Here is a 14623-nt window from a genome sequence, read left to right as displayed (position 1 = left end):
CGATTCGTACTCCATCGGTAGTAGGACCCATTGCCTGCTCAGGGACGACGACGGGAAGAGATCGACACGGCATCGTGTTGGTCATGAAGGCGAACCGTTCGTCGCACCGGGCCGACCGCCCCCGTCACACGCAGAGGAGCAGCTCATGAGTGCCCTCGCGTTGTCCGTACTCCTCTCGCTCGTCTCCGCCGTCGCCTACGCCGCCGGAGCGATCGTGCAGGAGCAGGTGGCGGTGTCCTCCCCCGGCGAGCAGTTCGCGCCGCTGCGCCGCCCGACCTGGTGGGCCGCGGTGGCGCTGAACGGCCTGGGCGGGCTGCTGCACGTGGTGGCGCTGGCCTACGGCCCGCTCAGCCTGGTGCAGCCGCTCGGCGCGCTGACGATCGTGTTCGCGCTGCCGATGGCGGCGCTGTTCGTGGGCCGCAAGGCCGGTGCGACCGCCTGGCGGGGCGCGATCATGGCGACCGTGGGCCTGGCCGGTCTGCTCTCGCTCGTCGGCTCCTCCGAGTCGCAGTCGCTGTCCACGACCCAGCGGATCGCCGTGGCCGTGATCTCCGGCGGTGTGGTCGTCGCGCTGATGATCGCGGGCCGCGCCGCCCACCGGCACCCGGCCGTGCGCAGCATGCTGCTCGCGACCGCGTCCGGTATCGCCTTCGGCATGTCCTCGGTGTTCACCAAGACCGTCGCCGTCGACTGGACCGGCGGCGTCGCCGCCTCGGACCTCCCCTTCCTGGCCGTGATCGGCGTCTTCGCCACCGCCGGAATGCTGCTGTCCCAGGCCTCCTACCGGGGCGCGGGACTCGCCGCCCCGCTGGCCACACTGACCGTGGTGAACCCGGTGGTCGCGGCCGCGGTCGGCATCACGATGTTCGGCGAGATCTTCCGCTACGGCTCCACGGGCACCGCGCTCGCGCTCAGCTGCGGCGTGGTCGCGGCGGGCGGCCTGATCCTGCTGACGACGGAGCGCATCGCGCACGCCGCCTCCCCGGCCGCGACGGAGGAGCCCGTCACCGGGCCGGCGCCTGTCGGGGACCTGAGCGGGGAAGGCCTGGTCGGGGACCTGCTGGCCACGATCCCGGAGCAGCCGGAGCGACCGGAGCAGCCGGAGGCGGTCGTGCTCGGTGGCGAGGAGACCCGCACCGCGGCCACCGAGGAGGCACTCGTCTCCGCCCGGCAGGACGGGCCCGTCCCCTCCCTGGAAGCCGCACTCGCCCCTGCCCTGGAGGACGCACTCATCGCCGCCCGGGAGGACGCGCTCGCCCCCGCCCGGGACGAGGCGGCCGCGGCCCCCGCACCCGAGGCGGCACTGGTCCCCGCCCAGGCGGGACCCACCGTCCTGGCCGTGGCCTACGACGAGGACCACGCACCCTCGGCCGACCCCGCCCGCTACTGCTTCTACGGCCCCTTCTACGGCGGCTCCTACGTCCCGGCACCGGACATCGACCGGCACCGGGTGCGCGTCAGATCCTGACGCCCTTGGCCCTGAGGTAGGCGACAGGGTCGATGTCGGAACCAAAACCGGGCCCGGTCCGCACCTCGAAGTGCAGATGCGGGCCCGTGGCGTTGCCGGTCGAACCGGAGCGGCCTATGCGCTGCCCGCCGCCGACGGACTGCCCGGACCTCACGGAGATCGCCGACAGATGGGCGTACTGGGTGTAGCGGCCGTCGGCGTGCCGGATCACCACCTGGTAGCCGTAGGCGCCGCCCCAGCCCGCGGAGACCACCCGGCCCGGCGCGACCGCCTTGACGGTGGTGCCGGTGGCGACGGGGAAGTCGACGCCCGTGTGGTAGCCCTTCGACCAGGAGGAGCCGGCCAGGTGGTACGGGGTGCCGATGGGGCCGGGGACCGGGGCGACGAGCGAGTGGCTGCCGGCGGTGTGCCGGCCGACCTTCTCCTCGGTGGCCGAAGAGGCCTTCTTCGTCGACGACTTGGCCGGTGACTCGGCCGACGTGCCGCTCGTGTGGGCGGTGTGCGTGGCGGGGGCCTTGCCCTGCAGGTTCAGCCGCTGACCCGGCAGGATCAGGTCCGGGTCCGCCCCGACGGTCCTGCGGTTCGCGGCGTACAGCCGCTGCCAGCCGCCCCTGACATGCTCGGTCTCGGCGATCTCGGAGAGGCTGTCCCCGCGCACCACGGTGTACATCTCGGCCGTGCCCGCCCGGGACTGGGGCGTGGACTGCGGCTGGACGTCGTGCACCGAGGTCTTCCTGCCGGACTTGATGCCGGACTTGGTGCCGGACTTTGCGGCGGCCTCCTCCGTGGACTTCGCACCGGACTTGGAACCCGACTTGGAACCGGACGTGCCGCTTCTGGTGCCCGCGGGATGGATGTCCGGGGTGTCGCCGCCCCGGGTCAGCCCCGCCTTCACCGAGCACACCGGCCAGGCGCGCGGCCCCTGTCCGTCCAGCACCTTCTCCGCGACGGCGATCTGCTGGTCCTTGGTGGCCAGATCCGCTCGGGCCGCGTACTTCGTGCCGCCGTAGGCCTCCCAGGTGGACTGGGTGAACTGCAGGCCGCCGTAGAAGCCGTTGCCGGTGTTGATGCTCCAGTTGCTGGTGGACTCGCAGGCGGCGACCTTGTTCCAGGTGGACACGTCGGCCGCGTGGGCGGTTCCGGTGCCGATCAGCGGGATCGCCATGCCTGCGCTGCCGGCGGTGACGGTGAGTGAGGCGCGGTTGATCCTGTTCGGCTGATACCGGCGATGCCGGCCGCGTACGGCCATGGAGATCCCCCTCGACATGCGTCAGAAGGGCCAAAAGTAAGCGCCGCGAACAGGCCATGACAAGACGGCAATCGGCCGCCCTTTCAACACAAGCAACCAGGAATAGACGGGAGTTGCACGACGGCTGAGGCGGGTGGGGCCCGGCGTGCGTATCTGCGTACGGCAGGTCCAGCACCCCGGACATGCGCCCGGTGAACCGGCACGTCAGGATGGTCGGTGGGGCGATACTGGCGGGCACGACCGGCAGCACCGATATCGGATCCTTAGGAGCCAAACCGAATGAGCACTTCAGCCCAGATCGGCGTCACGGGACTCGCGGTCATGGGCCGCAATCTCGCCCGCAACTTCGCGCGCAACGGCTACACGGTCGCCCTGCACAACCGGACGGCGGCGCGCACCCACGCCCTGGTCGAGGAGTTCGGGAACGAGGGCGACTTCATCGCGACCGAGACCGCCAAGGAGTTCGTGGCGGCGCTGGAGCGGCCGCGGCGCCTGGTCATCATGGTCAAGGCCGGTGAGCCCACCGATGCGGTGATCCACGAGTTCGCGCCGCTCCTGGAGCCCGGCGACATGATCATCGACGGCGGCAACGCGCACTTCGCGGACACCCGGCGCCGGGAGCGCGAACTGCGCGAGCAGGGCATCCACTTCGTCGGCATGGGCGTCTCGGGCGGCGAGGAGGGCGCGCTGAACGGGCCGAGCATCATGCCGGGCGGCCCCAAGGAGTCCTACGACTCCCTCGGCCCGATGCTGGAGAAGATCTCGGCGAAGGCGAAGGACGGCTCGCCCTGTGTGACGCACGTCGGTCCCGACGGCGCCGGGCACTTCGTGAAGATGGTCCACAACGGCATCGAGTACGCCGACATGCAGCTGATCGGCGAGGCGTACCAGCTGCTGCGCGATGTCGCGGGGTACTCCCCCGCGCAGATCGCGGAGATCTTCCGCACCTGGAACACCGGCCGCCTCGACTCCTACCTGATCGAGATCACCGCCGAGGTGCTGTCGCACGTGGACGCCGCGACGGGCAAGCCCTTCGTGGACGTGGTGGTGGACCAGGCCGAGCAGAAGGGCACCGGCCGCTGGACCGTCCAGATCGCCCTGGACCTCGGTGTTCCGGTCTCCGGCATCGCGGAGGCGGTCTTCGCACGCTCCCTGTCGGGCCACGCGGAGCTGCGCGAGGCCTCCCGCGGCCTCGCCGGCCCCAAGGCGACCGCGCTGTCGGAGGCCGAGGCGGGTGCCTTCGCGGACCGCGTCGAGCAGGCGCTGTACGCGTCGAAGATCGTGTCCTACACCCAGGGCTTCCACGAGATCGCGGCGGCCCGCGAGGAGTACGGCTGGGACATCGACCTCGGCGCGGTCTCCGCGATCTGGCGCGGCGGCTGCATCATCCGCGCGGCCTTCCTCGACCGCATCCGCGCCGCGTACGACGCGCGTGCCGACCTGCCGAGCCTGCTGTCGGACGAGACCTTCGCCCGCGAGATCGCGGACGCGCAGGACGACTGGCGCGAGGTGCTCGTCGCGGCGACCCGCCAGGGTGTGCCGACGCCGGGCTTCGCCGCGGCTCTGGCGTACTACGACGCCCTGCGTGCCGAGCGGTTGCCTGCGGCGCTGACGCAGGGGCAGCGGGACTTCTTCGGGGCGCACACGTACCGGCGGGTGGACCAGGACGGGGCGTTCCACACGTTGTGGGGTGGGGATCGGGCTGAGGTTTCCGCCTAGTGGGGTGGGGGGTTGTGTCGTCGCGCGAGTGACGGTTTTCTGTGGTTGATCGCGCAGTTCCCCGCGCCCCTTTCAGGGGCGTTGCGGTGGGCGGTGTTTTTGCGCCGCCCACCGCTTTTTGCTTTCGGGCCGGCTAGGTCAGGGGCGGGCCCGGCTCCGGGTTCGGGACCGGTTCCGGGCCGGGTGGGACCGGGGACGGAGAGGGGTCCGGGGTCGGGGTGGGCGTCGGTGGTGAGGGGGGCTGGGGTGGTGGCGTGGGTTCCGGGCCGGGGGCTGGTGGCGTGGGTTCCGGGCCAGGGGGTTGCGGGGTGGGGACCGGGGAGGGGAAGGGGTTGGGGGGCTGGGGGTCCGGGCCGGGTGTGGGGCCCGGGGGGACGGGGTCCGGGTGCTGCGGTTCGGTCATGGTGTCCTCCGGCGAGTCGTCGACGTCGGCTCTGGACTACCTCCCCCGCGTACCCGACGCTCGTCCCCGCACTCACCCGCCCGTAGGACGACAGCCACCGCCAGTTGGGCCTGCTGCCGCCGTTCAGAACCGGCCCGGGTGCTCCGCCAGCCAGTGCTTCGCCGCCCGCAGCAGTTCCGGGTCGGCGGCGGGTGCCTCGTCGGGGTGGCGCTGGGCCCACTTGACGACGTAGGGGCACAGCGGGGCGACGACGATGCCCTCGCGGTCTGCGATGGCGTACAGCTCACGGGCGAGGGAGCCCGCGATGCCCTTTCCCTCGTGGGCCGGCTCCACGATGGTGTGGACGGGGACCAGGGCGCGCGCGGGCGATTCGAGGACGAAGTACTCGACGTGGCCGACGACTTCGCCGTCCATGCCGTCGCCGGTCGCCTCCAGGCGGCCCGCCGTCCGGTCGTCGCGGATCTCGATGTCGCTCATGGGCACGCTCCTGGTCCGGGGTCGGTGCTGATCAGGCCGGGACGGCCTGCGGGCTGCGCTCCTGGTCCGAGCCCGGCACCGGCTCGGACGGGTCGGCGCCGAGCGCCACGATGCGGTTGTCGCGGTCCACGTGCACGACCCGGGGTTCGAGTGCCCTGGCCTCCGCGTCGGTCACCTGGGCGTAGCTGATGATGATCACCAGGTCGCCGGGGTGGACGAGATGGGCGGCGGCCCCGTTGATCCCGATGACGCCCGAGCCCCGCTCGCCCTCGATGACGTACGTCTCCAGACGCGAGCCGTTGGTGATGTCGACGATGTGCACCAGCTCACCGGGCAGCAGGTCGGCGGCGTCGAGCAGGTCCGCGTCGATCGTCACGGATCCCACGTAGTGCAGGTCGGCCTGGGTGACGGTGGCGCGGTGGATCTTGGACTTGAACATGGTGCGCAGCATGTTGGACTCCTGAAAAGACGGCTCCCTGCCTGCTTTGTGCAGGTCAAGGGCGTTCTTCAGCCTACACGGGCACACGTCGAAGTCGATGGTTGTGAGGAACATCGCTTCGCGCCCGACGCGTTCACAAGGCACTGCCCTCCGGCACGACGACCCCGTAAGGTGGCCGGTGCAGCTGGTTCGCCCCGTCCGCCAGGCGGGAGGCGTCGTAAGAGGGAACCCGGTGGGAATCCGGGACTGCCCCGCAGCGGTGAGTGGGAACGACCGCCGTCACACGCACTGGGTCCGGGTACCGGGCCTGGGAAGCGACGGCCAGTAGGTGTCTCGTACGACGAGACGTGCCCGCGAGTCCGAAGACCTGCCAACTGCCCGCGTGTGAACCACTCGTGCGCGGACATCCCGGTGACCTCGAGGGCGGGTCGGCGTACATACCAGGCGGACGACCGTGCCCAGCCGCGCACGACGCGTGCCGTCCGGTTCGCCACCCCTTCGCGCTCTCGTCCCGTCCCGGGATCTCAGGGATCCATCTCGCGAAGGAGTTCTCCGTGACCATCAAGCCCGCAGCCGCGGCAGCACGGGCCACCGTGTACGGCTACCCCCGCCAGGGCCCGAACCGGGAACTGAAGAAGGCGATCGAGGGCTACTGGAAGGGCCACGTCACCGCCGACGCCCTCCGTGCGACCGCCGCCGAACTGCGTCGCGCGAACTGGCGGCAGCTCGCCGACGCCGGCATCCATGAGGTTCCGACCGGTGACTTCTCGTACTACGACCATGTCCTCGACACCACCGTCGCGCTCGGCGCGATCCCCGACCGCCACCGAGCTGCAGTTGAACTCGACGCCCTGGACGGCTACTTCGCCATGGCCCGCGGTACGCAGGACACCGCGCCCCTGGAGATGACCAAGTGGTTCGACACCAACTACCACTATCTGGTCCCCGAGTTGGGCCCCGGCACCGTCTTCACCGCCGACTCCGGCAAGCAGGTCACGGAGCTGAGGGAAGCCCTCACCCTCGGCCTGACCGCCCGTCCGGTCCTGGTCGGCCCCGTCACCTACCTGCTGCTCGCCAAGCCCGCGCCCGGTGTGGCCGCGGGCTTCGAACCGCTCACCCTGTTGGACCGGCTGCTGCCGGTGTACGCGGAGATTCTGGCCGACCTGCGGGCGGCGGGCGCCGAGTGGGTCCAGTTGGACGAGCCGGCCCTCGTCCAGGACCGCACCCCGGCCGAGCTGAACGCCACCGCCCGCGCCTACCGTGACCTCGGCGCCCTCACCGACCGGCCCAGGCTGCTCGTCGCCTCGTACTTCGACCGGCTCGGAGACGCCCTGCCAGTGCTGGCCAAGGCCCCGGTCGAGGGACTGGCCGTCGACTTCACCGAGTCCGCGGCCGGAAACCTGCAGGCTCTGGCCGCGGCGGGCGGGCTGCCCGGCAAGCGGCTGGTCGCAGGTGTCGTCAACGGCCGCAACATCTGGGTCAACGACCTGGCGAAGTCCCTGTCCACCCTCGGCACCCTGCTCGGGCTGGCCGACCGGGTCGACGTGGCCGCCTCCTGCTCCCTCCTCCACGTGCCGCTGGACGCGGCCGCCGAGCGCGACATCGAGCCGCAGATCCTGCGTTGGCTCGCCTTCGCCCGGCAGAAGACGGCCGAGGTCGTCACGCTAGCCAAGGGCCTCGCCCAGGGCACGGACACGATCGCCGCCGAACTCGCCGCCAACCGCGCCGACTTGGCCTCCCGGACCGGTTCCCCCATCACCCACGACCCGGCGGTGCGCTCCCGCGCCGCCGCCGTCACCGAGGCCGATGTCCGACGCTCCCAGCCCTATGCCGAGCGCGCCGCAGCCCAGCGCGCGCACCTCGGGCTGCCGCTGCTGCCGACCACGACCGTCGGCTCGTTCCCGCAGACCGGCGAACTGCGCACCGCACGCGCCGACTTGCGCGCCGGACACATCGACACCGCCGAGTACGAGGAGCGCATCAAGGCGGAGATCCAGGAGGTCATCTCGTTCCAGGAGAAGACCGGCATCGACGTCCTGGTGCACGGCGAGCCCGAACGCAACGACATGGTCCAGTACTTCGCCGAACAGCTCACCGGCTACCTGGCCACGCAGCACGGCTGGGTCCAGTCCTACGGCACCCGCTACGTCCGTCCGCCGATCCTGGCCGGCGACATCTCACGGCCCGAGCCGATGACGGTGCGCTGGACGACGTATGCCCAGTCCCTCACCTCCCGGCCGGTCAAGGGCATGCTCACGGGCCCGGTCACCATGCTCGCCTGGTCCTTCGTCCGCGACGACCAGCCGCTCGGCGACACCGCCCGCCAGGTCGCCCTCGCCCTGCGCGACGAGGTGAACGACCTTGAGGCTGCCGGGACTTCGGTCATCCAGGTCGACGAACCGGCCCTGCGCGAGACCCTGCCACTGCGGGCCGCCGACCGTCCGGCGTACCTGGCCTGGGCGACCGAGGCGTTCCGCCTGAGCACCGGTGGCGTGCGGCCGGACACCCAGATCCACACCCACATGTGCTACGCCGAGTTCGGCGACATCGTCCAGGCCATCGACGACCTCGACGCCGACGTCATCAGCCTGGAGGCCGCCCGCTCGCACATGCAGGTCGCCCGCGAACTGGCCGCCCACGGCTACCCGCGCGAAGCAGGACCCGGCGTCTACGACATCCACTCCCCGCGTGTTCCCAGCGCCGAGGAGGCCGCCGACCTGCTCCGCACCGGCCTGCGGGCCATCCCGGCCGGGCGGCTGTGGGTCAACCCCGACTGCGGGCTGAAGACCCGCGCCTGGCCCGAGACCCGCGCCTCACTGGAGAACCTGGTCGCCGCCGCCCGCACCGTGCGCGGCGAGCTGTCCGGGTCCTGACCCGCACGATCCGGGGGCCGGGGCGCCTTGTCGCCCCGACCCCCGACAGCACTGAAGGATGTGTGCATGCTGGACGACCTGGACCGTGCCCTGATCCACGCGCTGCACATCGACGGCCGCGCGCCTTTCAGCCGGGTCGCCGCCGCCCTCGACGTCTCGCCGCAGACCGTCGCGCGCCGCTACCGCCGCCTGCGTAACGAGGCGTCCTTACGGGTCGTGGGGCTGCCGGACCCCCATCGGGCGGGACGGACGCAGTGGCTCGTGCGGCTCACCGCGGCGGCGGGTTCCGCACAGGACCTGGCCTACGCGCTGGTGCGGCGGCATGACACCTCGTGGGTGAAACTCACCTCCGGCGGCACCGAGATCGTCGCGATCATCCACACGCCGACCGACACCGGCGCGGGCAACGGCAACTCCCTGCTGCTGCACGACATTCCGCGCACCGCCAACATCACCGCGGTGTCCGCGCACTGCGTTCTGCACACCTACCTCGGCGGTCCGACGAACTGGCGCCGCAGCGCCGACACACTCGACGAGGAGCAGCAGCGGTTCCTGCGCGAGCACGAGTCGGCCGACACCTCCTACATGCCTGTCCCGCGCCATCTCACCGAAGGTGACGCCGACTTGCTGGTCGCCCTGCAGAAGGACGGGCGGGCCACCCACGCCGAGCTGGCCCGGGCGACCGGCTGGTCCCCGGTCACCGTGGCGCGCCGGCTCGCGGATCTGCGGGCGGGAGGCGCCGTCTTCTTCGATGTCGAGGTCGACGCGGGTCACTTCGGCGCCAACACCAGGGCACTGCTGTGGATGTCGGTGCGCCCGGCCCATCTGGAGGACGTGGCCACGACACTGGCCGACCACGACGAACTGGCCTATGTCGCCGCGACCACGGGCCCCAGCAACCTGGTGGCACAGGCCTTGTGCCGCGACCCCGCCGACCTGCACCACTACCTTGTCCGGCGGCTGGGCTCCCTGGACGCCGTCCACGCCCTCGAGACCAGCCCGGTCCTGCAGAACCTCAAGGCGGCCAGCCCCATCCTCACGGATCTGGCCCGTACCAGTATGCCCGCGCCCAGGAGGCCGCCGCTTGCGAGAAGACGTCCGGACTAGCGTCGTTCTGCCGCGTCGGCCGGAGCGCTCTTGTCGGTCATCATGCGGCTGGTCGCGAAGCTGACCACGACCAGTGCCACGGCGACCCAGAAGGCGAGCTGGACGGCGTGCAGTGCGGCCGGTGCGCCGCCGGACCCGGCGCTGCCCAGGTAGACGCTGCCGAGGACCGCCACTCCCAGCGTGGCGCCCAACTGCTGGACGGCGTTCAGCAGACCCGCGGCCGAGCCGATCTCCTGCGGCTGCAGCGGCTTGAGAGCGATGGTGAAGAACGCCGGGCTGAACAGGCCGACCCCGAGTCCGACGACTCCGAGCGCGAACAGCAGGGGCGTCGGGTACGTCTGCGGGTCCGCCGCGTGGTAGACGGCGATCGCCGCGAGCGCACCGATCAGCAGAACGGACAGCCCGAGGGACATCATGCGGTGGCCGTATCGCTTGATCAGATGCGCACCGGCCATCCAGGAGGCGACGGCCAGGCCCACCGACCACGGAGCGAGGGTCAGACCCGCCTTCAACACGTCGGTGCCCAGCCCCAGTTGCAGCTGAAGGACGATGACCATCATCAGACCGTTGGTGACGGCGAAGAAGGACGTCGACGTCACCAGGGCGGCCGGGAAGCCGCGGTGCGCGAACAGGCTCGGCTCCACCAGCGGGCTGCGCCCGGCGGCCGCCACCGCACGCTGATGCACCGCGAAGACCGCCATCAGGCACAAGCCCGCCACGATCACCGCCCAGCTCCACCTCGACAGGGCGCTCAGATCGGCGCCGATCAGCGGGTGGACGACGAGCCCGATGCCGGCCGTAACCAGCAACGTCCCGGTCACGTCGAGGGTGGGTCGCTTGGGGGCGCGGTTCTCCATCAGCTTCGGCGAGATCGCCAGGACGACCAGCGACACGGGGACGTTGACCAGGAACGCCGCGCGCCAGGAGGAGCCGAACAGGTCGGCGTGGGTGAGCACACCGCCGAGCACCGGTCCGCAGACGGCGGCGAGGCCCATCACCGGACCGATGCTGCCCAGGGCCTTGGACATTTCGGGCCCGGAGAACATCGTCTTGATCAGCCCGATGGTCTGCGGGATGATCACGGCCGCCGCGGCTCCCTGAACCACCCGGAAGGTGATCAGCAGCCCCACCGAGGGCGCCACGGCGCAGGCGGCGGACGCGACCATGAAGCCGGTCACCCCGATCACGAACAGCCGCTTGCGGCCGGCGATGTCACCCAACCGGCCGCCGGTGATCAACAGCACCGCGAACGGCAGGGTGTACGCGGTGGTGAACCACTGGATGTCGGACACCGAGCCGCCCAGATCGGCCTGGATCTTCGGTGCGGCGACCTGCACGATGGTCGCGTCCAGCAGATTCATCGCCTCACCGAGCAGCAGGGCGGTGAGCGCCAACCACCGCCATCGGTACGCCGTATGAGGCGGCGTCAGCACACTCTCAGCAGTCATCGGGGGTTCCTCTCCGCGTTGTCGACACGAGCGGCCCGGCCCCGTCGAGCGAGGCGCCGGAGCCGATCACGACTCAGCGTGGAGGCGGGCGAACGGGGTGCTCCAGCCAGACCCGGAAGATTGCGGATTCCTTCCATCGGTACCGCCTCCGGTGGCGTTTTCCCACACCCGCATGAGGTGGGCGCCCACCCACGGCCTCCCCGACGCGCACCCCTCCCCGGCCCTACGCCGCGGGCTCCCCCGCGGATTCGAGCTGCGTCGGCCCCTCCGCCCGTTCCTCGAACTGCGTCCGGTACAGCTCGGCGTACCGGCCGCCTGCGGCCAGGAGTTCGTCGTGTGTCCCCCGTTCGACCACCAGCCCCGCCTCGATCACCAGGATCTGGTCCGCCGCCCGTACGGTGGACAGCCGGTGGGCGATGACGACCGCGGTGCGGCCCTCCAGGGCCTCGGCGAGGGCTTCCTGGACCGCGGCCTCCGAGGTGTTGTCGAGGTGGGCGGTGGCCTCGTCGAGGATGACGACGCGCTGGCGGGCCAGCAGCAGGCGGGCGATGGTCATGCGCTGGCGTTCGCCGCCGGAGAGGCGGTAGCCGCGCTCGCCGACCACCGTCTCCAGGCCGTCCGGCAGGGACCGTACGAGATCGTCGAGGCGGGAGCGGCGCAGCGCGTCCCACAGTTCGTCCTCGGTGGCGGTGGGGGCGGCCAGCAGCAGGTTGGCGCGGACCGTGTCGTGGAACAGGTGGCCGTCCTGGGTGACCATGCCGAGGGTGGCCCGCAGCGAGTCGGCCGTGAGGTCGCGGACGTCGATCCCGCCGATGCGTACGGCGCCCTCGTCCACGTCGTACAGGCGCGGCAGGAGTTGCGCGATGGTCGACTTGCCCGCGCCGGAGGAGCCGACGAGGGCGACCGTCCGGCCCGGTTCGGCGCGGAAGGAGATGCCGTGCAGGACCTCGGCGCCGCCGCGGGTGTCGAGGGAGGCGACCTCCTCCAAGGAGGCGAGGGAGACCTTGTCGGCGGACGGGTAGCCGAAGCGGACGTCGTCGAACTCGACGCGGACCGGGCCGTCCGGCACGGCGCGGGCGTCGGGTTTCTGCTCGATCAGGGGCTTGAGGTCGAGCACCTCGAAGACCCGCTCGAAGCTGACCAGGGCGCTCATCACCTCGACCCGGGCGCCGGCCAGCGAGGTGAGCGGGGCGTACATACGGGTCAGCAGCAGCGCCAGCGACACCACCGCGCCCGGCTCCAGGCTGCCGCGCAGGGCGAACCAGCCGCCTAGGCCGTAGACCAGGGCGAGGGCGAGTGAGGAGACCAGGGTCAGGGCGGTGATGAACACCGACTGGGCGGTGGCTGTCCGCACGCCGATCTCGGCGACCCGGCGGGCGCGCGCCGCGAACTCCGCCGACTCCTCCTCGGGCCGCCCGAACAGCTTGACCAGGGTGGCTCCCGGCGCGGAGAACCGCTCGGTCATCCGGGTGCCCATCGACGCGTTCAGCTCGGCCGCCTCACGCTGCATACGGGCCATCCGACTGCCCATGCGCCGCGCGGGCACCACGAACACCGGGAGCAGCGCCAGCGCGAGCAGGGTGATCTGCCAGGAGAGGGTGAGCATCACGGCGAGCGTGAGCACCAGGGTGACCAGGTTGGTGACGACTCCGGACAGGGTGTTGCTGAAGGCACGCTGGGCGCCGATGACGTCGTTGTTGAGTCGGGAGACCAGCGCTCCCGTACGTGTGCGTGTGAAGAACGCGACCGGCATGCGCTGCACATGATCGAACACGGCTGTCCGCAGATCGAGGATGAGTCCCTCGCCGAGCGTCGCCGAAAGCCTTCTGCCGAGGATGCCGAGGGCCGCTTCCACGACCGCGATCAGCGCGATGAGCAGGGCGAGGCGTACGACCCTGCCCTCGTCGTCGCCCGACACGATCGCGTTGACGACGCGCCCGGCCAGTACGGGGGTGGCGACGGCGAGCAGTGCCGTCGCCACCCCGAGCAGCACGAACTGCGCCATTCGGGCGCGGTGCGGGCGGGCGAAGGAGGCGATACGGCGGAGCGTGGCGCGCGCCACAGGATGCCGTTGCTGCTGGGCGGTCATGACACTGTGCAGCTGTGTCCACGCTGTGGTCTCCATGCTCATGGGAGAGAACCTAGAACCTCGAGCGTTGTTGAGGTCAACACTTTCTCCCGCCGCTCCGTCCCCCGCGCGAAGGACCCCATGCCTCTGCCTCCCCACCCGCTTCCCGTACGTAAGACGCTGTCCGCGATTCCGCAACCCGCAGTTGTCGCGGTGCGGAAACCCTCTCCAGATGTGACTGCGGTTCAATTCCCCCAAGGCCCCCCGCCGGGACGGTTCCCCCGTCGCGTCCCGGTCCGTCAGGTCCTGTGCCTGGTTCCGCTCCTGCTGGTCGCCGTCGTCGCCGTGCAGCACCGGTCGGTCCTCGCCGAGGGCTTCGGGCAGCTGCGGGCGGCCGAGTGGCCGTGGCTGCTCGCGGCGGTCGGTGCCACCTGTCTGAGCTGGGTGGCCGCTGCCTTCACCCGGCAGGGTGCGGTCGTCGACCGGCTGCCCAGGCGGCGGCTGCTCGCCACCCAGTTCGCGGCGGGCTCGGCCAATCATCTGCTGCCGACGGGACTCGGTGCGGGGGCGGTCAATCTGCGCTTCATGACGGTGTGCGGAGTTCCGCTCGCGCGCTCCTCGGCGGCGCTGGCGCTGTATCTGCTGGCGGAATCGGTCACCCGGGTGACCCTCTTGATCGCCCTCCTGCTCGCCTTCCCCGACGCCCTGAGCTTCGGCAGCCTGCTGCCGCCCGGCTCGGTGGGTCCGCTGCTGCTGGCGGCCGTCTCGGCCGTGGCCGTGGCGGTGGTGCTTCTGTCCCTCGTACGGCGGGTGCGGACGGCCGCACTGTCCTTCCTGCGCACGGCCCTGGGCGAGCTGCGCTCGGTGCACACCCACCCGTCCCGGGCGCTCGCGCTGTGGGGCGGTTCGTTCGCCTTCCCCGCACTACAGGCGGCCGGGCTGGTCCTGGTCGGCCTGTCGCTGGGGCTGCCCGTACCGCCCGTGCACATGGCGGTCGCCTATCTGGCGGCAACGGTCGCGGTCGCGGTGGTGCCGACACCGGGCGGGATCGGCTCGGTGGAGGCGGCGCTGATCGTGGCACTGGTGGCGGCGGGAGCGCCGGCTGCCTTGGCGACGGCCGTGGTGCTCACCTATCGGATCATCACGGTGTGGCTGCCGCTGGTGCCGGGGGCGGTGACGTTGGGGGCGCTGGTGCGGTTGAAGGTTATTTGAGGGGGTGGGGGTGTTGAGCTGGGTGGGCGTTGCGCTGGGCGCGCGCTTGACCTGGGCTGGCGTTGAGCTCGGCGGGCGCTGAGCCCCGGGCGGCCCTGAGCTGGGCGGGCAGTGCGCCGGGGGGCGGCGCCAGGCGGGCGGCGCCAGGCGGGCGGCGCCA

Annotated in this window: 9 protein-coding genes, 2 pseudogenes and 1 riboswitch; of the genes and pseudogenes, 5 read left to right on the top strand and 6 right to left on the bottom strand. The window is 71.5% G+C overall.

Going from position 1 to position 14623, the window contains the following annotated elements; genetic code table 11:
- The first annotated feature begins 145 nt into the window (after positions 1-145).
- Positions 146-1468 (top strand): DMT family transporter, encoded by a 1323-nt coding sequence (locus JYK17_RS03040; protein ID WP_222809704.1) that lies wholly within the window; start codon positions 146-148, stop codon positions 1466-1468.
- Here the strand turns inward: JYK17_RS03040 and JYK17_RS41135 are convergent.
- Positions 1458-2195 (bottom strand): annotated as a pseudogene (locus JYK17_RS41135) (M23 family metallopeptidase); the annotation flags it as partial. The gene JYK17_RS03040 and the pseudogene JYK17_RS41135 overlap by 11 nt on opposite strands.
- A gap of 231 nt (positions 2196-2426) precedes the next feature.
- Positions 2427-2633 (bottom strand): annotated as a pseudogene (locus tag JYK17_RS41130) (transglycosylase family protein); the annotation flags it as partial.
- Between the two features lie 363 nt (positions 2634-2996).
- Between JYK17_RS41130 and gnd the strand changes: the two are divergent.
- Positions 2997-4436, top strand: coding sequence for an NADP-dependent phosphogluconate dehydrogenase (gene gnd / locus JYK17_RS03030; RefSeq protein WP_128801254.1), 1440 nt, complete (start codon positions 2997-2999; stop codon positions 4434-4436).
- 526 nt (positions 4437-4962) lie between these two features.
- On the opposite strand, the gene JYK17_RS03025 is transcribed toward gnd, so the two are convergent.
- Together JYK17_RS03025 and panD are read right to left on the bottom strand one after the other, a co-directional pair.
- Complete coding sequence (locus JYK17_RS03025; RefSeq protein ID WP_108012228.1) at positions 4963-5316, bottom strand: GNAT family N-acetyltransferase; 354 nt, start codon at positions 5314-5316, stop codon at positions 4963-4965.
- Between the two features lie 31 nt (positions 5317-5347).
- Positions 5348-5767, bottom strand: a complete 420-nt coding sequence (panD, locus tag JYK17_RS03020; RefSeq protein ID WP_108012227.1) for an aspartate 1-decarboxylase — start codon at positions 5765-5767, stop codon at positions 5348-5350.
- A gap of 156 nt (positions 5768-5923) precedes the next feature.
- Positions 5924-6144, top strand: a riboswitch (cobalamin riboswitch).
- A gap of 165 nt (positions 6145-6309) precedes the next feature.
- Here panD and metE point away from each other — a divergent pair.
- Positions 6310-8628 carry a 5-methyltetrahydropteroyltriglutamate--homocysteine S-methyltransferase gene (gene metE, locus JYK17_RS03015; RefSeq protein ID WP_222809703.1) on the top strand — a complete coding sequence of 773 codons (2319 nt, stop codon included), beginning with the start codon at positions 6310-6312 and terminating at the stop codon, positions 8626-8628.
- A gap of 66 nt (positions 8629-8694) precedes the next feature.
- A complete protein-coding gene (locus JYK17_RS03010; protein WP_128801256.1) occupies positions 8695-9735 on the top strand; it encodes an Lrp/AsnC family transcriptional regulator in 1041 nt (346 codons plus the stop codon).
- On the opposite strand, the gene JYK17_RS03005 is transcribed toward JYK17_RS03010, so the two are convergent.
- Both JYK17_RS03005 and JYK17_RS03000 read right to left on the bottom strand, forming a co-directional pair.
- Entirely contained in the window at positions 9732-11183 is a 1452-nt protein-coding gene (locus tag JYK17_RS03005) for an MFS transporter (protein WP_108012224.1), read from the bottom strand. The two genes, JYK17_RS03010 and JYK17_RS03005, sit on opposite strands and share 4 nt — an antisense overlap.
- 223 nt (positions 11184-11406) lie before the next feature.
- The gene (locus JYK17_RS03000; RefSeq protein ID WP_181362469.1) at positions 11407-13308 is read right to left on the bottom strand and encodes an ABC transporter ATP-binding protein; all 1902 of its coding nucleotides are present in this window, start codon (positions 13306-13308) and stop codon (positions 11407-11409) included.
- Positions 13309-13485: 177 nt separating this feature from the next.
- On the opposite strand from JYK17_RS03000, the gene JYK17_RS02995 reads away from it, so the two are divergent.
- Positions 13486-14463, top strand: a complete 978-nt coding sequence (locus tag JYK17_RS02995) for a lysylphosphatidylglycerol synthase transmembrane domain-containing protein (RefSeq protein ID WP_222809702.1) — start codon at positions 13486-13488, stop codon at positions 14461-14463.
- The last annotated feature ends 160 nt before the right edge of the window (positions 14464-14623 follow it).

The organism is Streptomyces plumbidurans (assembly GCF_019857225.1).
Taxonomy (GTDB): domain Bacteria; phylum Actinomycetota; class Actinomycetes; order Streptomycetales; family Streptomycetaceae; genus Streptomyces; species Streptomyces plumbidurans.
This window is presented reverse-complemented; position numbering and strand designations above follow the sequence as displayed.

Coding starts and splice junctions, on each gene's coding strand:
- JYK17_RS03010 (WP_128801256.1), top strand. CDS start 8,695: ATGCTGGACGACCTGGACCGTGCCCTGATCCACGCGCTGCACATCGAC.
- JYK17_RS03025 (WP_108012228.1), bottom strand. CDS start 5,316: ATGAGCGACATCGAGATCCGCGACGACCGGACGGCGGGCCGCCTGGAG.
- panD (WP_108012227.1), bottom strand. CDS start 5,767: ATGCTGCGCACCATGTTCAAGTCCAAGATCCACCGCGCCACCGTCACC.
- gnd (WP_128801254.1), top strand. CDS start 2,997: ATGAGCACTTCAGCCCAGATCGGCGTCACGGGACTCGCGGTCATGGGC.
- JYK17_RS03005 (WP_108012224.1), bottom strand. CDS start 11,183: ATGACTGCTGAGAGTGTGCTGACGCCGCCTCATACGGCGTACCGATGG.
- JYK17_RS03000 (WP_181362469.1), bottom strand. CDS start 13,308: ATGGAGACCACAGCGTGGACACAGCTGCACAGTGTCATGACCGCCCAG.
- JYK17_RS03040 (WP_222809704.1), top strand. CDS start 146: ATGAGTGCCCTCGCGTTGTCCGTACTCCTCTCGCTCGTCTCCGCCGTC.